The organism is Reticulibacter mediterranei (assembly GCF_016587455.1).
Genome location: NZ_BNJK01000001.1, coordinates 8,637,994 through 8,655,260, shown reverse-complemented (window position 1 = coordinate 8,655,260; position 17,267 = coordinate 8,637,994). Strand labels below are relative to the sequence as shown.

The window sequence follows — 17,267 nt, the reverse complement described above, 5'->3', positions numbered from 1 at the left end:
AAAGAGCTGAGTGATGCTGCTATCTAATGTAGTGCCCAAAGATGATATCGATACGATTATGCCCGGAGGCATCTGCTCACTTCCTGGGCCGCAGCACGATCCAGATCCGGCGATTTCAGCCGTCCCTCTTTGGGCAGCAATGGGCGGTCAGAGAGCAACTCATACAAGTCTGGGCAAATTGCCGCCGGTAACTGTGAATATCGAGCGCACCAGAGATGCGATCAAAGACATGGACATCAGGCTCTTTGCCCTGGATCGCTGCATAGACCGCCTCTTCCCGGCCAGGAAACACTAGCACCTCGCGCCGCTTGCCGCCTTTGCCATTGACCACAAGGACCACCAGGCGCTCATCGCGTCGCCGGACGTAGATATCCCGAGTGTATACAGATCTCTCAGTTCTTCCCGGCGCAACCCACAAGCGAGGCAGAACTGAATCACATGCTGCCAGTTGTCCAGATTGATGTGCTGATCTCGTTTGGTAGGCAATCGTGAACGTTTAATGTCCTCCCGTCGGCGAGGCGGCAGCTCCACGCAGTCAGTGAGGCTGCAGTCCTGAAAGAACAGACGCAGCGCGGATCGTTCCGTTTGGAGCGTCCAGGCGCTCTACTGCTGCTCGATGCGCTCCAATAGATAGAGCGAGGCTAATTCATCGGCTTGCTCGTCGATCTTTGCCAGGTCACGGATGTTCTGCGTATCGCGCACCCAATCGATGAAGCGCATCACGATCTTCTGGTAGTTGTTGCGGCTCTCAAAAGCGTGGATCTTGCCATCAGAAAAAGCAAACAGGGATTCTCCGCGCTCGCGTGCAGCATCCTTCGCCACCGAGCGTTTCTCTCCGACAGCCATCAGTGCATCGAGGCGCTGCAAGGTAGTGTGAATTTCAGGCATACTTAGGTAAATTTAGAAGTTTCTTCTTTGTTTACGGAAAAGGAACTCTACCATTTTAGCCACATTGGTACTAGTTGTTGTGCTCTGACTTTGTCTTCGCTATACACCTTTCGCTGCCAGCACTTCCGACTCTGCCTATTTGTGGAACTGGCAGGCCATGTCGAAAGAGGCATTCAGCTCAGGCTGCAAGCTCCTACCGTGGATATGAGACATTCCGGTGTTGATGATAATGGTGGCTGGATCGAGATCGATTCAAACATCCCAAACTGCACCACTGCCGGGTTCCACCTTTGGAAGTATCATAAAAAAATAAGATGCAGCGGTCATTCTTACATTTGTGTAATCGCTGCCTCTGCGTCTCGGTAAACAACCGCAAGGCGGACAGGGCAAGAGGCAGAAGCACTCTTCCTTTTTGTTGATCAGACACGCGATAGACAGCAATAATCTCTCCCTGTGGTGTTGCCTGGGCCGACCGATATCCCAGAGCAAGAAGCTGATTGAGCATCGTGAGATCTGGTGGAGTAGTGGTCTGCTCTTCGACGAGAGTGCTACATAACAACCGCAATGACTGTCGAAACCTTTTTACCTCTTCAAGAAGGTCGATGGTCCAGGCAATGGGAGTTCCGTCTCCTGCTATCTCCTCACGCTCTGGGTGATGGGAGAGCGCTGCCTGCCACCACTGCGCAAGATCGTTGGGAGACGAGAGAAGATCCTGTTTTTTTCTTCGGACAATCATTTCTGTATTGACCAAATCCAGAGCCAGCGAGCCACTCAGGAACAAAGCATCTCCGGCTATTTTCTCTTCCACTCTCTTGATTTTCCTTTCTAAGGGCAAGCACACTCTCGCGCTCTCAATTATACGCAGATAAACCCCTATTGACAAGTATATTTTCTCTCTGATAGTATTATATACATTGCAAAACGTATTTTGATCTGTATATAGTTGAGATGAGAAAGAAGATCTGGCAGCGCTACGACAAGCTGATGGGAGCAGTGAAAACGGGCGACAACAGGGGCCGCGACGCCATGCAAATATATGGAAAGAAAAGCAAGGAAGGAGAACTGCTGTGCCAAACGACGAGCAAGCCCTATTTAGCAAGGATGACGACCGTACGATGGTGGCAAAAGTGCCGTGGATCGACGACGAACCGAAGGTTCTGGTGTTCGACGTCAACGAAACATTGCTCAACTTCGAGGTCATGAATCCGCTGTTTGAACACATCTTCGGGGACAAAAGGGTGCTGCGAGAATGGTTTGGGCACCTGGTTATGTACTCGATGACCATCACGTTGTCGGGCTTGTATGAGGACTTCTTCTCGCTTGGCCAGGGGTTGCTTCAGATGCTTGGTGCAATCCACCATGTGGACATCGCCCAGGCAGATGTGCAAGCGCTCAAAACGGGCATGCAGACCATGCCTGCCCATCCAGATGTGGAGACTGGTCTGCAAAAATTGAAGGATGCCGGCTTCCGGTTGGTGACCTTGACGAACTCTCCGCCGAACCCAGGTGGGCAAAGCCCACTTGAGCACGCGGGCATCGCGCATTTCTTCGAGCATCAGTTCAGCATTGACCGTATCCGCACGTACAAGCCAGCGTCGCAGGTGTATCATTTCGTTGCACGGGAACTGGATCTCCCAGCTTCGTCCTGCTGCATGGTTGCGGCCCACGTCTGGGACACGATAGGAGCACAAAGCGCCGGATTCACAGCGGGCCTGATCACTCGTCCCGGCAATGCTCCACTGCCCCTGCACAGGCTCCCACAGCCCACTATCATCGCCGCCGATATCCCGGCATTTGCCGATCAGGTGATTGCCCACTGGCGCTCGTAACCGAAGGCCATCCGCTGTTCTTGTTCGGAGAGGATCATGTCCACACGGTGACGGACAAGCCTCCCTAATGCGCGTCAACGCTATGTGCATGCACTCCAGATCGTTCGGGTTTGCATCATTGGCGGTGCGGATGAATCATGAGGGGCTGGTGGATTGCCTGAGCGAATTGTTCGCATTTGGACAAGATAGGAGGTGACTTCCATGTCACGACTTCTCTCAGTGAATGTTGGTCTTCCCCGCGACATCACATGGCATGGCGAAACGGTACGCACTGCTGTCTGGAAAGAGCCGGTTCAGGGCCGCAAGATGGTTCGGCGACTCAACATTGATGGCGATCAACAGGGAGATCTGGCCGGGCATGGCGGGGTCTATCGTGCCGTCTTTGTCTACCAGATGGATTCCTACCACTATTGGGAACGTCACTTTGGTCGCCATGACTTCGTCTTCGGACAGTTTGGGGAGAATTTTACGGTCGATGGTCTTTCTGACGAAGAGGTCTGCATTGGCGATCACTATCGGATTGGCAGTGCTCTCTTTGAAGTCACGCAGCCACGTGTGACCTGCTACCGGGTCGGCATCCGCATGAACGAGCCTCAGATGGCGGCCTTACTCGTCGCACACCGCAGGCCTGGCTTTTATTTCCGTGTGCTGCAAGAGGGTGAAGTAGGAGCTGGCGACGAGATCGTGAAGGTTGCTGATGGACCTGAACAGATGACGGTTGCCGAGGTGGATGGGATGCTCTATCTTGCTGGGCGTTCCCGCGAGCAACTGGAACGTGCGCTGCGTCTCCCGGCCTTGAGTCCAGGCTGGCAAGCCTCCTTCCAGGCGCTGCTCGAACAAATGCAAAGCGGAAACACCACAGGAGGAAATCCCGGCCTTGTCTCATCGAGTGGGGCGCCTCCAGCATGGCAAGGGTTTCGCACGTTGCGGGTAGCGTCCACCCAGCGCGAGAGCAAGAACGTCTCTTCCCTAGTCCTTGTTCCCACAGGCCATCAGCCCCTTGTCGCCGCCCAAGCTGGTCAGTTCGTGGTGCTCCGCCTGAAACCGTTGTCCGGCGCCCCTGCACTCTTACGTGATTACTCGCTCTCGGGTGCGCCAAGCACTGATCACTACCGTGTGAGCATCAAACAAGAAGAGCACGGTGCAGCCAGTACCTATGTACACAGTCAGGTCCACGTTGGCGATGTCCTGGAGGTGAGTGCCCCAAGAGGCAACTTTACACTTGGGCCTGGCACCCACCCCATCGTCCTGCTCAGTGCAGGGATCGGGGCGACCCCGGTACTGGCGATGTTGTATCAGCTTTCGGCTGAGACGTCACCACGGGAAGTCTGGTGGGTACACGGGGCGCGGAATGGGCAAGAGCACTCCTTCGCGCAGGAGGCTCGTCATCTCCTCCAGACCCTTCCCCACAGCCATAGTCACATCTTCTATAGCAGGCCAGGTCCTCTTGACCGGCCTGGCCTGGACTTCGATGCCTCTGGACGTCTCACGGTGGCGGCGCTGCAAGAGATCAGTGCGCCGAGAGATGCGGATTTCTATCTCTGTGGTCCACCAGCTTTTCTCCAGGATTTGACCAGCGGACTGGCTGGCTGGGGTATTCCCCGGGAGCGTGTCCATACTGAGATCTTCGGCCCTGGTGAAGCCAGTACCCCAGGTCTGGTTCACACAACAAGTCGGTCACCGCACCCTCCTGCTCATGCTTCCAGCACAGGACCGCTGATCTCTTTCGCCCGCAGTAGCCTCGTCGCCCACTGGAACCCGAAGTACCAGAGTCTACTCGAGTTTGCCGAGGCTTGTGATGTGCCGGTCAGATGGTCATGCCGGACAGGAGTGTGCCATAGCTGCGAAAGTGGGTTGATTACAGGCAGTGTCGATTACCAGCCAGAGCCACTCGAACCACCTGCCGATGGCAACGTGTTACTGTGTTGTTCCCGGCCTCGAGATGAGGTCACACTTGACCTGTAGTGCGTGCTGATGGAAAGAGAGCACATATGCAGTTACCTCCGCAAAAAGATCATGAGCGACCGCAGCCACCCGTAGTGGGGACAAAGCGGCTCGAAGCGTTCAGCGATGGAATATTTGCTATCGCTATTACCCTGCTCGCGCTCAATTTGCAGGTGCCCGTCTTGACCACGATCACTCCGCAGACGCTAGCGGGAGCACTGGGGTCGAAGTGGCCGACCTATTTGACCTTCATGTTCAGTTTTGTGACTTTGCTCATCGCTTGGGTCTACCATCATCGTCTGTTCCAATGGGCGGAACATGCAGAAACAGCACTCCTCTTTCTCAACGGAATGCTCTTACTCATCGTTTCGGCGGTTCCCTTCCCGACAGCCCTGCTTGGAGCGTATTTGACCACACCAGCGGCCTCGGTCGCGAGTGCTATATACGCTGGCTATATCGGGCTTCTGAATCTCACCTACAATCTGCTCTGGTGGGTGGTGGTGCAGCAACATTGCAGAAATCATCCGTCCGGCTGGCGACTTCCTGCGAACATGATCCTTTCGTTTCTCGGTTTCCCTTGCTATCTGCTCGCGCTCCTGATCGCCTTCTGGAGTCCCATCGCGGCTCTCGCCATTTGTGGCGCGTTATGGATCGTGTGGACTATCAGGGCACCGAGCATGGAGGCATTGCCGATGTCTTTCCGTCGAAAAGGGGGGATGATGAGACAAATCAGACGAAACGAAACGAATTAAACGAATTATCAGTGTCCTCGTAGGGTAACCTCTCTGGAAGGACAGATCGAGCTATTTCCTTCTGACCTAGCAGGACGCATAATCCTCAAGGGGATACAGCTCTTCATGGCAGAGAGGATGAAGGAAGGCGAGGCTGCGTCTGCACCCAGTCGATCACACGCCGAGCGTGATGGTACTGGTGTCGTCGTGGACATCATCCTCGAAGCGCTCAGCGACGTATTTCAGGATACAAAATGACAGGTACATTCAGACAGGAGAAAAACCATGACTGCTATAAAATACCGTTCTGCGGATGTCAACGGCCTCAGAGTTTTCTACCGTGAGGCTGGCACCTCGACCGCCCCAAAGCTGTTGCTGCTTCACGGCTTCCCGAGCGCGGGGCACATGTTTCGCGACCTGATTCCGAGGCTTTCTGATCGCTTCCACCTCATCGCGCCTGATTTACCTGGGTTTGGTCAGACAGACATGCCAGCGCGGAACGAGTATACATACACCTTCGACGCCATTGCCACTGTCATCGACCGTTTTACCGAGGTGGTCGGCTTCGACCGCTTCGCCGCCTATGTCTTCGACTATGGAGCACCTACGGGCTTTCGGCTTGCAGTGAAACATCCCGAACGCATCACTGCGCTCATCTCGCAAAACGGCAACGCGTATGAAGAGGGCCTAAGCGAAGGATGGAATCCCATTCGGACCTACTGGCAGGATGCATCACAGGCCAACCGGGATGCGCTTCGCCAACTCCTGACCCCCCAGATGACGCGCTGGCAGTACCTCCACGGCGTTCCTGATGAATCAATGGTGTCGCCCGATGGGATCGCGCTCGATAACTTCTATCTCGCCCGGCCCGGAGCCGACGAAGTGCAGCTCGATCTCTTCGGCGACTACAAGAGCAATGTCGCGCTCTATCCCACCTTCCAGCAGTATTTCCGCACATACCAGCCGCCGTTCCTGGCAGTATGGGGCAAGAACGACCCATTCTTCCTGCCAGCAGGAGCTGAAGCCTTCAAGCGTGATCTACCCAATGCCGAGATTCACTTCTTTGACACCGGACACTTCGCGTTGGAAACTCACGCTGAAGCAATCGCGACGGTGATCCGCAACTTCCTCGGACGCTAACGTTCACCCTTTCTGATCCCTCGGAGGGGGAAAGGACGTATCGCCATCTAAGCCTGTCATCCCTTACTAGACTCAGGCTTAATTAAGACCGACTACTGGGCCGATGTATCTTCGACCCTGGTAGCCTCATCCTCGTCGAGGCCCAACGCCTCGTTATCTTCTCGCACTTCCTGCGTGATCTCTTCATCAGAGTGTGGCAGTGGATACCAAGCGATGTATATTCGTTCAGCCTCTTGCTGGCTGATGGTCAGATTGGCAAAGAGCCTCTCTCGTGCGCGTCGAACGCGCCTGCGGATCGTTTTGGGGGCAAAGTACCAGATCTGGTCATACGGGCTTCGATCTCCGCGACTGAACTCGCGTGCAGTCTGGCGATCATACTCGGCTTTGCGGCGGAGATACTCTTCCCCCCAGAGCAGCTCTAACAGAATCTCCTCCAGTTCAAACGGTTTCTTCGCTGAGAGTTCCGCCTCGATGGCAACCGTTTTTCCATTGGGGAGCACGACCACCCCGTCTGGACGGTGAAGAAGCTTCTGGCCTTTGAGACGGATCTGCCCTTGTCGTAAGGCGCGTTCGCTGATCCAACGTGCCTTTGGTTCATCGGCCTCTATGTCCAGTCGGATCGCATAGATGTGTGTGAGATCCTCCCCTTTCACATCTTTCAGTTTCCTTAGATCCCGGTACGTATAGCTCAGTCCCATCCTCCGTAGTCCTTTGTGCGTGAGCCAGATCCAGAAGGGAGCATCGACTTCGAGCCGTTCGACCCGAACCAGCCCCTCTTCTGCCCAGCGCGTAATCACGTCACGGGCAGCGCTTTTACTGATCCAATTGGTGTAGGTCGCTCCACGACCAGGAAAGCGTCCCAGTACCCATTGCAGCTGATCGAGACGAATGCTGTACTGATGCCCGATCCAGATGAGCGCAAAGCAATCACGTTTGGTGAAGCGCCCCTTTCCGGCATCGCGGCGACGCCTGCGCGTCTTGGGATGAGGTTGCTTCGGTTGTGCCATTGGCAGTTTCTCCTCTGGCTGATACATAGGTGATCCCTCCTTTTTTGAGCATGGTTCGTTGGGCTATCTCTCTGTGCGCTGGCCTCCCCCTTGAGTATTATGGGGAGCGACAATATGATGATCCCCACCCCACCTCCAGCGCACGTCATCTCTCTTTCTCTTTTCACTTGATCTTATGTAATCCTCTCTTTCTCTTTTCTCTTTTCTCTTTCTCTTACTTACCCTTCTCTCTTTATCCTCTCTCTTTCTCTTTTCTCTTCTCCTATAGTACAAACCACAATTCTCCTGGTTGAAGATCGAGCCATCCATCCCCCTCGCTCCTCTTCTTTGGCTGCATCAGCGTTCTTCATCGTTGCACAGAATTACCCGAATAGAACCCGAATCAGATTCGGGTCGTTGTGGCGGCGAAAACCACTACGCGACTGCTCCTCCTTCTCCTGTTTTTCCCATTTCTCCCCCTTCATCTAACATGTCTGTCGTCCCCGCCTCTCTGTCATGAGGGCAATCGGGGCACGGCGTCCAGGTCTTGTTTTGGGCCTGCCAATAGTGGAGGAGAGGAGCTTGCTGCTCAGGCAAGAGCCACCATTCATGCTTCTTGGTGGTGGCATTGGGCCGTTCATAGATCGTTGCTAGCCCAGGCGTCTTTTCCGCATGCTGGCGCAGGGTGCTTGGCTCAATGCCATGCTGGGTGGCAAAGTGAACGAGCCGGATCGTGGCAGGGGGATACCCACGCTTTTCTTGCGGCAAGGGTCCTCGTGATGAGGAACGCGGGATGCATGTGAGCAACTGGCGTACAAGCTCAGAGAGGTTCTGGTTTCCTTCTGCCCCCGTTATCGTCGTCGAAAGTGCAGCAACAGCCTGCTCCAACGTCAGACGCGCCTCTCGTTCTTGCTGAAGCTGGGCCTTGAGCAGACGCAGGTGTCCCTCCAGATCACCAATGCGCTTCGACAAGGTGCTGTGACGCTCCTCCATCTCTGTACGCAACAGCGCTACTTGCCGCAGGATATCGCCAGCCACCTGTCACATCAGCGCAAGTGGAACAGGCGATGCAACGCATCTTGCGCACGGTCTTTGGTCATCCCTTCGACGATGGGTATAGCATACCAGCGAAGTTTCACACGACGGAACAGGGCCAACTCTTCCATGATGCCTACGCCAAAATGTACCACTATGAAGATCTCCTCACGATCCAACAGGCGTATCACGCAGTGGGAGTGGCCCGACAAAGCGTCTATGATCGGATTGCCGATGGTAAGCTTCATCCCATCTATGTGTACGGGGATCGACGGCTGTTGCGCTCGGAGATCGAGGCGTGGAAGGCAGAGCGACGCCTACGGAAGAAGGCGAAAGAGTGAAAGAGCATCTGTGGCAGGCCATGTCTTGCTTGCTCGAAGAGCAGATGAACCTGGATGCTCCTCGCTATCGCTTCCAGTCGTTCGCCTTCGATGGCTTGCCATGTCCTGGTGTGAACGGATTACATCAGGTGAGGCTCATCGCGACGACTGTTCTGGTGTCCTAGCAGATGGTCTGTCATGTCGTGCCAGACCGGGTGATGTCGCAGAGGATGGAGCGCTTCACTTCTTCTGCATAAAGCGTCTCTCTGTTTCAGGATGGCTTGCCACGACCGCCCTTTGCTTGGTCTCAGGATTTCCCACGTGCTGGCCGAAGGCTTGATCCTGGCCTGCCATGTCCGCTTTGTTCCTGGCCCCCTGGATGCTCAAAGCCTACATGATGGCCTGCCATGTCAAACGCTTTAGGCGCATCTATCGGGCAAGCGTCTTCTTGTTCTCGTTGTTTGGCCCAGATGTGGAAAGAGAGAGGGCGTGCCATGTCGTCCAGTGCATGCAATGAATCTCCTCTCCAATAAAGATCCCCACATGTCGTCTTCGCCGGGTTTGGCTTGCCATGTTGTGGTCATCACCAAAACCGACGTGTGATAACAAGGGAGCGTAGGAAGGTTTGCTCTGCCGTCGGTGGCCTGCAATGTCGTTGCACCGAGAGGATATCCTGCTGCTCTGAGTACTCTGATCCCCCAGAGCTACCTGCGTCACGTGATGATCGCGTATACTCCCTGTCCTGGGTGCCTCAATTAGCGTGAGGAACAACAGGCGATAAATGCCCTACGAAGGGATCTGTCTCACTCTTGGTGATACAGCTCGCTTGCTACTCATGCAGAGAGAGATCCGTGTAGTAAGTCATTTACCACTCCGTCTTTGCCCTCCTGCCACCCAACCAGGTGGGCCACCATGCCGATAAACGAAAGCGTGTCTCAGCTAAATTTGCCACATAGAGCGGAATATGCCGATTCTCAAGCAATTGCTTAACCTCCTCTGTCTCCAACAAGACCCCTTTCCCTCCACGGAGAAACAGGAGAATTCCCTCACATGCCATTTCTCGCGCGAAGGCACGAATACTCTGGACAGGATGTCGGGTGTGGATCTGACTCTGGCGAGTGGAGATCCCCATTCGCCTCGCTCGCTGCTGGGTATAGACCAGAAAATCGAGCGCTTGCTGGATATCCTCTGGCCGAAGCGCTTCCTGGCTTCTCCTTCTTCGGCGAGGACACACCAGCGGCACTAGCAGAAGATCTGCCTCACACTGGGCCGCAAGGGAGAGCGCACAACTAATCGCCTGCCCATCAATCCCATGAGTAAACGGTAAGAGAAGAGTTCCCATTGTCGCCTCCTTACCGGACCTCCTCACCAGTGTTTCAAGAAATGGGCAACTTTGCCATGAGGGGTCAACTCATAACGGATGCGGTCTGGGTTGATATCTCGCAACTGCTCTGCTAGCTGGGGAGAGACGATCACCTCGCTCGGTTGCAGGAATCTCCAGACCAGGGCAGGGTTGGTGTTCTTGCTCTCTCGATAGATAAAATGGCGTGGCACCTTGGCGGCTCGCGCCCACTTTTCGGCCTGAGCGAATACGCTGCGAGCGTCCTCGTCCTCCAGATACGGATCAACAATTTCCCAGGGGGTAGCGACGCGCTCAGGAAGCTGGTCACTCAGATAGAGAAAGATGAGCGGTTTGCCCTGCGACTCTTTGATAGCTGCTTTTATGGCCGTGAGGCTCTGTTCATCATGGGAGGCAAGCAGCACTAACAGGGCGTCGCGCTGACGAGGGCCAATCTGGGTCACTGCAATTGGAGGACGCCCTCTGCGCATATAGTTGATGGAGGCCACAGCCATCCCGCAGAGCGCCACCGTCCCTCCAAAGAGGGCCGCCTGGGGTTTGGAGACCACACTGATGCTCCAAGCAAGAGCCACCAGAGCCGTCGTGAGCACACCGAGCCAAAAATCGAGTTCCTTCCAGACACCTTTGCCCAAGCGCTCAAGGGCAGAAGGGCGTGTGCTGATGCCGGAGAGGGAAACAGCAGCAGCCTTCTGCCCATTCCGGGACGCCTGCGGGAGCGCGGTAACAGCCTCCGAGGGCAGTGTGGGGATCGTCAATGCCTCTTCATAGATGGCAGCAGCACGAGACATGTGACGAGCCTGGGAGCGGTCCCTGTTCCGAATCACATCGATCCCCAAACAGGTCAGGGTAAAGGCTCCTAGCAGGCCGAACGCATAGAGGTCACCAAGTTGATTGATTTCTCCCCTGACGGCGAGTAAAATGACAATGGGAATGCCTGTGGCAAGGACAATGGACCAATGAGGAGTATTACGAAAGGCGTTTCTTTTGAGAATGAATGAGGGAAAAAAATCCATGCGAGCAAGAGCCATAAAGACGTGGTAAGCTCCAATAATGGCAGTGTTGCTGGCAAAAACTAAGATCAGGCTCGCGCTGATGGCCACTTCGGTTTGGAGAAACAGATTCCCCCAATGTCCGCCGAGCAGCGAGATCAGTTGTGTCGAGAGAATGGGATCAGCCGCCTCTTTCGGTTGCAAAACGGTGGCAAGCAATGTCAGCAGAGGGCTAGTGGTGCCTATGGTCAACACCACCAGAAACAAAGCGATGCCAATCACTTTCTTGCGTGGAGACTTCATGACCGGGGACAGCTGGGAAATACTCTCCAAACCGGAAAATGCCAGGAAGGCACTGGCAAATCCAACCAGGATGGAAGTGGGAGTGAGGCTCTGGCGACTGAAGACATCCACGAAGAGCGACCAGACCTGGCCCACCGAGAGATGAGTAAAAACGGTCCAAAGGATGGCAAGGTCACTGCCAAAGGCGACGAGCGCTCCAATCAAGCTGACCTTCGCACTCTCATTGATGCCAATCCAGTTTAAGCAGCCAAGTAAGATGAGCACGCCAATGGTAATCCACAAGACGTAGGGCAAGACAGCAGGCACGACAACACCAAAGTACTGAAGTGCGGACAAACAACTGATGGCAGCAGTGAGAAAGTAACTGACCAGGATGAGCATGCCGCCCAGCGCTCCAGCCCAAGAGTTGATGGCCTGCGCAGCGACGGAGACGACACCCCCACCTTCAGGAAATCGTTGGCTCACCTCGGCATATTTGAGGGTAAGCAGAACAAAGACAACCATCGTCAACAAGACGAAGAAGCCAGCAAGCTCGGAGACTGAGGCATAGAGGATGCCTGGAACATAATAGATAGAAGAGCCGATATCAGCAAAGACGACGGCCCAGCACAAGAGCGGGCCAAGCGTGGCTGTGCCATGGGTCTGCTCCTGGGCATGCACAGCTTCCCTCGTCGATGCAGTTGATGTTTGTTTCATCCAAACTCCTTCAGAAGGCCCCATTGTCCTCCCGTGTAATACCATATATGAGAATCCATAATGGATTTTTCGGATTTGGCATGCAGTGTACCATATCTCTCAAAATTTTGTCAAAATGCTCCTACATTTTCTCAAAATTTGCTCAAAATCAGAGAGTTGGAGAGGACAAGTACTGTCGATAGCGGGGCGTCATACCTACCCCTTCGTTATTGATAGCCTCCCGTGCCAATCTCGCCGGGGAAACGCACCATCACGCCCCCTGAAGATGCTCCGGTATTTCGCTTCAGTGTAGCATAAGGGGCACTGGTTTACTATATAAAATGTATAAATGAGCGGTCTTTGCTCAGATTTTCGTCAAAAATGACAGTTTTTTCTCAAAATTCGCTCAAAAAACCGTCCATATCTCTCAAATTTTCCTCAATACTCTATCGCTTTTGTGCATAGTGCATAAATTCATGTCTCCGCAGATCATTTCATCGCGAACGTAGAGGAATGCGATATTTGTCACATCATTTCACTCACATATCAGGCATACTCATAGTGTCGCTACAAACGCAGCGAACAGGAAGGGTTTGAAGTTTTGAGGCTTTAAAGTCTTGAGGGTTTGTAGCGACGCCCGATTTCTCGCGATTACAGACAAAATCTATCTTTTTAGCTAAACACATAAGGAGATATACCGATGGCAGCTATCAAAACAACAGATCTCGACGTTCGTATCATTCCCCCTCGCGACAAGCACGCCACCATCTTCGCGAAGTTAGAAGCGCTGGCTTCCGGCGAGGCGCTACGCATCTTCAACGATCACGATCCCAAACCACTCCGCTATCAATTACAGGCAGAGCATGGTTCAGTTTTCGCCTGGGAACCGGAAAAAGAAGGCCCAGAAGAGTGGATCATCCGTATCCGCAAAGTCTGACCCTGTATACATCCGTTCATCCTGTGAGGTTATCTATGTCCGAATCTATCAAGGAGCAACGAGCCGCCCTGGAGGTCTTTGATGCTCCCTCCCGCGCTCGCTTCGATGAAAATCAACCACATGCTGAGCTACTCACCCAGGTAGCAGATACACGTGTGCTGCTCATTTCATTTCGAGCAGGCCAGCTCCTCAAAGAGCACCAGGTCTCTCATAACATTCTTGTGCAAACCTTACAAGGCACCGTCGAGTTTCGCACCGCCGAAAAGAGTGTCGTGCTGCGGCCCGGCATGATTTTACAGTTAGACGCAAACATCAGCCATAACGTTCTGGCACAAACCGAAGCGATCCTGCTGGTCACAAGGCTGTGAAGGAATAACATATGGACACAACGACGCTTAAAGACACCCAGGAACAGATCCATCAGTCGCTATATAACGTCTATGATCCAGAATTAGGGGTCAATATTATCGATCTTGGCCTCGTATACGGCATTGATCTCACCCCCGATGGTTTCGTTACTATCAGGATGACCTTAACCACTCCTGGATGTCCTATGCAACAATCGATCAGCGAGGGAGTTGGCGCGGCGTTGCAACATATTCCAGGTCTGACCGGAGGAGAGATCCAGCTGGTATGGGAACCTGCCTGGGAACCCGGTCGCATGACCGACGAAGGCCGCCGCCAATTGGGATTTGCTTAACGACCAACAAAACACCTTCTTACATTGGGAAAGAGTTTCGTAGTGGAGCGATTTATCGCGTTGGAACCGCACCACAGGCTGCCCCAACGCGATAAATCGCTCCACTACGAAACTCTTTATCGCGTCATTGGCAGATAGAAACGTTTGAGCTTCTCCTGCATTGAAGGGGCAATAGTTCTCGCTCTCGTTTTTGCCTCCTCCGCCACCGGGCCTGCAAACTGGCGATCCACCTCACGCTCAAATAACTCAAGCCAGCGCGCAAAATGCTGGCTTTCCAACAGCTTCTTCTGATGGAGTCGAATATGTTTTTGCATCATGCCACCATAATATGACCCCGTATGGAACAACAGGTTTTCCCAGAAATCATACATAATCGGCAAATGCTCTTCTAGATTTATTGCCGCAACCTCCGTAAAAAACGTGCCAATTAACTCGTCCTGCATGGCATGCGTATAAAATGCACGAATCAACTGTGCGATATCTTCACGGTTCTCAATATCTCTCTTTTCCTGCATGGATATCCCTTCTCATAGATAGTCGTGATCCTGCCCGTAGCATAAGTAAAAAAAACACATCAGAGCAGTGACTAAAGTTGCTTTCTAGTAATCATAACAATAGTTCCAGAAAAAAACAGGTGCTCCATCCATTTTTACAGGCTGATCTTCCCGGCGAACTTCCTCTGTTTTTGGCTCCTCTTTCTGTGTTTTACCTGCTCCAATTTGAGCATTTCAGCAGCCTGAATTCGCCACGCTTTTGCGGCTTCGATCTTCTTCAACTTCAGCATGTTTTTGATCATAAGTTCCGTCGAAACAGCGTGTTTTTCCTCGATCAATAAGTGCGGTGTTTGGCGATCAGCAGACTGTGATTCTCTCCAGCATCACAGTCTGCTGATCTTTCTTTTCCTTGCGCTCCCCGACCACTTCCTGAGCGCCCTCTTTGACCTCTTTGACGGCTTCTTTTGCACGCTGGACCCAGGACGTTCCTTTGTTCTGTCCTTCAAGGGCTGCAATAGACGAAAGCAGGCCAGCAGTCTCCTCAAGGTATTTTTTCTTCGCCTGTAACTCCTCTGTGGTGGGCGGTTTCGTGCCGAAGAACTCCGCAATGATCGAGTAGATCAGAGAGAAGATCGTAAAGCCTGAAGCCAGGATAGGATTAATCCAAAGCAGGCTCGTATTCGCACGCATCACTGGGACATGAGGAGTTAGATGAGGAGCTTCGTCAATTGGATCTGGAGTGATCTATCGGGCGAGCAACGGCGCTTCTCTCGTCCACCCGTGCGAAAGATGAAGCGGTTGCCGAGCGTAGGCGAGCCGAGGCGGGAAGTGGTGAGTACAGCGATTCTGACACTGATGACCAACTACCGACGTATTAAGCGTATGTGTTCATGAGGAAGGGAGGAATACGATGTCATCAGAAGGCGTCTCGAAACACGAAGCGCTGTTAAGCACCTTGCAACGGTTGCTCGAACTGCCCGCAACCTCAGTGAGCGGCACACTCCATCAAAGCGCCCAACTCGTCGCCGCCACGCTACATGCCGAAAAAGTGGATACGTTTCTCTACGAACCTGACACTGAAAGCCTGGTGGCCTACGGCACCAGCCAGACGCCAATGGGAGCCAAACAACAAGCACTTGGCTTAGATCGACTCCCTCTGGCCCAAGGTGGGCAGGTCGCCCACGTGTATCAGACGGGCCAGCCGTACAGGAGCGGGCACGTCCACCACGATCCTGCCGAACTGCCGGGGATAAAGGAAGATCTGGGAATCAAGTCAGAGATCCTGGTTCCCTTGTCAGCCGATGGCACCCTGCGAGGAGTCGTGCTGGCCTCTTCAAGCGCGGAGCAGCACTTTACCGAAGAGGATTTGCAGTTTCTGGAAGCGGTCACGCACTGGATCGGGGTGGTCATGCATCGGGCCGAACTGGTCGAACAACAGACACGTGAAGCGGTGGTCCAGGCGCACCGGCTGGCTGCCGAAGAGATCCTGACGGTGATGGCCCACGATTTGGGCAATATGCTCACTCCGATCAAAGGGCGGCTGGATCTGCTGGAACGACGAGCACGGCGCGAAGGACAGGTGGACTATGAGCGAGAACTGCTGCTCATCAAACAGAGCGTTGTGCGGGTCAGGCGCTTGATGACCGATCTACTGGATGTGGCCCGGCTCAGAGAAGGACTCTTCACCTTAGAAGTCCAGGCGTTCGATCTGGTGGAGATGCTCTCCGACCTGGTCTCCATCTGGAGCACCCCACAACACGCGATCCTCCTGCACGCTCCCGATTCCCTCCTCGTCACAGCGGACCCCAGCCGGATGCAACAAGCGCTGGAAAATCTCTTGTCCAACGCGACTACCCATGCAGAAGGCAAGACGGCAGTCCAGGCTACGGTGAAAGAGGAGCAGCACGATGATGGCCCCTGGGTGAGCGTCACCATCAGCAATCAGGGACCACCCATTCCAAGAGAACTGCTCACCACCCTCTTTCTGCCGTTTGCCAAAGGGGAGCAGTCGCAAGGCATGGGTCTGGGACTCTATCTGGCTGAGCGGATTGCCCATGCCCATCAAGGCCGACTCACGGTGCGAACCGAGGCGGGACCAACGACGCACTTTACATTGTCCTGGCCCAGCAGATCAGCATCCAGGAGTGAGTAGCTCTCTCACTCCTGGATGGTTCTCCAACACCCATGTCCATCCTTGCATGCAGAGACGTTTCACAGGCATGGAGTGCTTCATACGTCTGACGAGATCTTCTCCCTCCGAGGTCGGAAAATTGGTCACTTCCCTCACGCGTGGGGAGCCATCCAACAGAGACAAGCTCCTCCAGACACCCTATACGGCAAGGTGTAAACGATGCCACTATCTGATATAATGCTCGAAGATGATATCAATACGGTTATGTCCAAGACACCGGCTCACTTCCTGGACCGCTGCACGATCCAGGTCAGGCGATTTGAGGCGTCCCTCTTTGGGCGGCAAGGGACGGCCAGAGAGCAACTCATACAGGTCCTGGGCGAATTGCCATCGGTAACTGTGAATATCGATTAACCCTGAAATGCGATCAAAGACATGGGCGTCAGGCTCTTTGCCCTGAACCAACACGCAGCATTGCCGCTGACCTGCTCTTTCGCTAGGAAGGGTCAGGATGTGACAATGAGCAGCTATCCGTTCTTCTTAATCTATCCCTGTGGCTACAGCCGGGATGGAACACTGGTCTACCACCTGATGGCACGCCTTCTCCGCATGCTGCTCATCGATATCCGCATGATGCCTCACTCCCGCTGGTCAGACCGGTTGATCCGGGAGCAGACATCGCTGGGCTGCTCCGGTACTTACAGGAAGAGCACAGAAAGCGTCTCCTTCCTGCTCTTTTGATCCTGTCCGAAACGAACGGCTACGCCGTCGCGTATCAGAAGTAATGGTTCTTGCCCTCTGGAAA

25 protein-coding genes are annotated in these 17,267 nt (G+C 53.9%); 15 read left to right on the top strand and 10 right to left on the bottom strand.

Annotation, left to right across the window (positions count from 1 at the left end; genetic code table 11):
- Positions 1–13: 13 nt before the first annotated feature.
- The gene (locus tag K3T83_RS37160) at positions 14–295 is read left to right on the top strand and encodes a hypothetical protein (protein WP_220207954.1); all 282 of its coding nucleotides are present in this window, start codon (positions 14–16) and stop codon (positions 293–295) included.
- A gap of 308 nt (positions 296–603) precedes the next feature.
- Here K3T83_RS37160 and K3T83_RS37155 read toward each other — a convergent pair whose 3' ends face one another.
- Both K3T83_RS37155 and K3T83_RS37150 read right to left on the bottom strand, forming a co-directional pair.
- Positions 604–888, bottom strand: coding sequence for a hypothetical protein (locus K3T83_RS37155; RefSeq protein ID WP_220207953.1), 285 nt, complete (start codon positions 886–888; stop codon positions 604–606).
- 193 nt (positions 889–1,081) lie between these two features.
- Complete coding sequence (locus tag K3T83_RS37150) at positions 1,082–1,696, bottom strand: CGNR zinc finger domain-containing protein (protein ID WP_220207952.1); 615 nt, start codon at positions 1,694–1,696, stop codon at positions 1,082–1,084.
- 328 nt (positions 1,697–2,024) lie between these two features.
- Between K3T83_RS37150 and K3T83_RS37145 the strand changes: the two genes are divergently transcribed.
- From K3T83_RS37145 to K3T83_RS37130, 5 genes are all read left to right on the top strand, one after another.
- On the top strand, positions 2,025–2,717 hold the full coding sequence (locus K3T83_RS37145; RefSeq protein WP_373324641.1) for a haloacid dehalogenase type II: 693 nt from the start codon (positions 2,025–2,027) through the stop codon (positions 2,715–2,717).
- A 201-nt stretch (positions 2,718–2,918) separates the two neighbouring features.
- The gene (locus K3T83_RS37140) at positions 2,919–4,682 is read left to right on the top strand and encodes an MOSC and FAD-binding oxidoreductase domain-containing protein (RefSeq protein ID WP_220207950.1); all 1,764 of its coding nucleotides are present in this window, start codon (positions 2,919–2,921) and stop codon (positions 4,680–4,682) included.
- Positions 4,683–4,708: 26 nt separating this feature from the next.
- Positions 4,709–5,413 carry a TMEM175 family protein gene (locus K3T83_RS37135; RefSeq protein ID WP_220207949.1) on the top strand — a complete coding sequence of 235 codons (705 nt, stop codon included), beginning with the start codon at positions 4,709–4,711 and terminating at the stop codon, positions 5,411–5,413.
- A gap of 105 nt (positions 5,414–5,518) precedes the next feature.
- Positions 5,519–5,650: a hypothetical protein gene (locus K3T83_RS57390; RefSeq protein ID WP_268963503.1), complete on the top strand. Its 132-nt coding sequence runs from the start codon at positions 5,519–5,521 to the stop codon at positions 5,648–5,650.
- Between the two features lie 27 nt (positions 5,651–5,677).
- Positions 5,678–6,532, top strand: a complete 855-nt coding sequence (locus tag K3T83_RS37130) for an alpha/beta fold hydrolase (RefSeq protein ID WP_220207948.1) — start codon at positions 5,678–5,680, stop codon at positions 6,530–6,532.
- Positions 6,533–6,624: 92 nt separating this feature from the next.
- On the opposite strand, the gene K3T83_RS37125 is transcribed toward K3T83_RS37130, so the two are convergent.
- From K3T83_RS37125 to K3T83_RS37115, 3 genes are all read right to left on the bottom strand, one after another.
- On the bottom strand, positions 6,625–7,566 hold the full coding sequence (locus K3T83_RS37125) for a hypothetical protein (RefSeq protein ID WP_220207947.1): 942 nt from the start codon (positions 7,564–7,566) through the stop codon (positions 6,625–6,627).
- A gap of 36 nt (positions 7,567–7,602) precedes the next feature.
- On the bottom strand, positions 7,603–7,848 hold the full coding sequence (locus tag K3T83_RS37120; RefSeq protein ID WP_220207946.1) for a hypothetical protein: 246 nt from the start codon (positions 7,846–7,848) through the stop codon (positions 7,603–7,605).
- Between the two features lie 105 nt (positions 7,849–7,953).
- Positions 7,954–8,490 (bottom strand): hypothetical protein, encoded by a 537-nt coding sequence (locus K3T83_RS37115; RefSeq protein ID WP_220207945.1) that lies wholly within the window; start codon positions 8,488–8,490, stop codon positions 7,954–7,956.
- A 95-nt stretch (positions 8,491–8,585) separates the two neighbouring features.
- On the opposite strand from K3T83_RS37115, the gene K3T83_RS37110 reads away from it, so the two are divergent.
- Positions 8,586–8,894 (top strand): helix-turn-helix transcriptional regulator, encoded by a 309-nt coding sequence (locus K3T83_RS37110; protein ID WP_220207944.1) that lies wholly within the window; start codon positions 8,586–8,588, stop codon positions 8,892–8,894.
- Complete coding sequence (locus K3T83_RS37105) at positions 8,891–9,058, top strand: hypothetical protein (protein WP_220207943.1); 168 nt, start codon at positions 8,891–8,893, stop codon at positions 9,056–9,058. Before K3T83_RS37110 ends, K3T83_RS37105 begins: the two co-directional genes overlap by 4 nt.
- 122 nt (positions 9,059–9,180) lie before the next feature.
- Here K3T83_RS37105 and K3T83_RS37100 read toward each other — a convergent pair whose 3' ends face one another.
- The 3 genes from K3T83_RS37100 to K3T83_RS37090 form a co-directional block, all read right to left on the bottom strand.
- Complete coding sequence (locus K3T83_RS37100; RefSeq protein ID WP_220207942.1) at positions 9,181–9,387, bottom strand: hypothetical protein; 207 nt, start codon at positions 9,385–9,387, stop codon at positions 9,181–9,183.
- Positions 9,388–9,738: 351 nt separating this feature from the next.
- Positions 9,739–10,215, bottom strand: coding sequence for a hypothetical protein (locus tag K3T83_RS37095; protein ID WP_220207941.1), 477 nt, complete (start codon positions 10,213–10,215; stop codon positions 9,739–9,741).
- Between the two features lie 23 nt (positions 10,216–10,238).
- Positions 10,239–12,221 carry an APC family permease gene (locus K3T83_RS37090; RefSeq protein WP_220207940.1) on the bottom strand — a complete coding sequence of 661 codons (1,983 nt, stop codon included), beginning with the start codon at positions 12,219–12,221 and terminating at the stop codon, positions 10,239–10,241.
- Between the two features lie 679 nt (positions 12,222–12,900).
- Between K3T83_RS37090 and K3T83_RS37085 the strand changes: the two genes are divergently transcribed.
- Genes K3T83_RS37085 through K3T83_RS37075 form a run of 3 tightly spaced genes read left to right on the top strand, consistent with a single transcriptional unit; the run spans position 12,901 to position 13,837 of the window.
- Positions 12,901–13,137 carry a DUF2249 domain-containing protein gene (locus tag K3T83_RS37085; RefSeq protein ID WP_220207939.1) on the top strand — a complete coding sequence of 79 codons (237 nt, stop codon included), beginning with the start codon at positions 12,901–12,903 and terminating at the stop codon, positions 13,135–13,137.
- A gap of 35 nt (positions 13,138–13,172) precedes the next feature.
- Positions 13,173–13,505 carry a cupin domain-containing protein gene (locus tag K3T83_RS37080; protein ID WP_220207938.1) on the top strand — a complete coding sequence of 111 codons (333 nt, stop codon included), beginning with the start codon at positions 13,173–13,175 and terminating at the stop codon, positions 13,503–13,505.
- An 11-nt stretch (positions 13,506–13,516) separates the two neighbouring features.
- Positions 13,517–13,837, top strand: a complete 321-nt coding sequence (locus K3T83_RS37075; protein ID WP_220207937.1) for a metal-sulfur cluster assembly factor — start codon at positions 13,517–13,519, stop codon at positions 13,835–13,837.
- Positions 13,838–13,953: 116 nt separating this feature from the next.
- Here K3T83_RS37075 and K3T83_RS37070 read toward each other — a convergent pair whose 3' ends face one another.
- Together K3T83_RS37070 and K3T83_RS37065 are read right to left on the bottom strand one after the other, a co-directional pair.
- Positions 13,954–14,352: a group III truncated hemoglobin gene (locus K3T83_RS37070; RefSeq protein WP_220207936.1), complete on the bottom strand. Its 399-nt coding sequence runs from the start codon at positions 14,350–14,352 to the stop codon at positions 13,954–13,956.
- A 336-nt stretch (positions 14,353–14,688) separates the two neighbouring features.
- Positions 14,689–15,021, bottom strand: coding sequence for a hypothetical protein (locus tag K3T83_RS37065; protein ID WP_220207935.1), 333 nt, complete (start codon positions 15,019–15,021; stop codon positions 14,689–14,691).
- A gap of 21 nt (positions 15,022–15,042) precedes the next feature.
- Between K3T83_RS37065 and K3T83_RS37060 the strand changes: the two genes are divergently transcribed.
- From K3T83_RS37060 to K3T83_RS37045, 4 genes are all read left to right on the top strand, one after another.
- The gene (locus tag K3T83_RS37060; protein WP_220207934.1) at positions 15,043–15,225 is read left to right on the top strand and encodes a hypothetical protein; all 183 of its coding nucleotides are present in this window, start codon (positions 15,043–15,045) and stop codon (positions 15,223–15,225) included.
- Between the two features lie 16 nt (positions 15,226–15,241).
- Positions 15,242–16,483, top strand: coding sequence for a GAF domain-containing sensor histidine kinase (locus K3T83_RS37055; protein WP_220207933.1), 1,242 nt, complete (start codon positions 15,242–15,244; stop codon positions 16,481–16,483).
- 198 nt (positions 16,484–16,681) lie between these two features.
- The gene (locus K3T83_RS37050; protein WP_220207932.1) at positions 16,682–16,876 is read left to right on the top strand and encodes a hypothetical protein; all 195 of its coding nucleotides are present in this window, start codon (positions 16,682–16,684) and stop codon (positions 16,874–16,876) included.
- Between the two features lie 105 nt (positions 16,877–16,981).
- Positions 16,982–17,203: a hypothetical protein gene (locus K3T83_RS37045; protein ID WP_220207931.1), complete on the top strand. Its 222-nt coding sequence runs from the start codon at positions 16,982–16,984 to the stop codon at positions 17,201–17,203.
- Positions 17,204–17,267 lie beyond the last annotated feature (64 nt).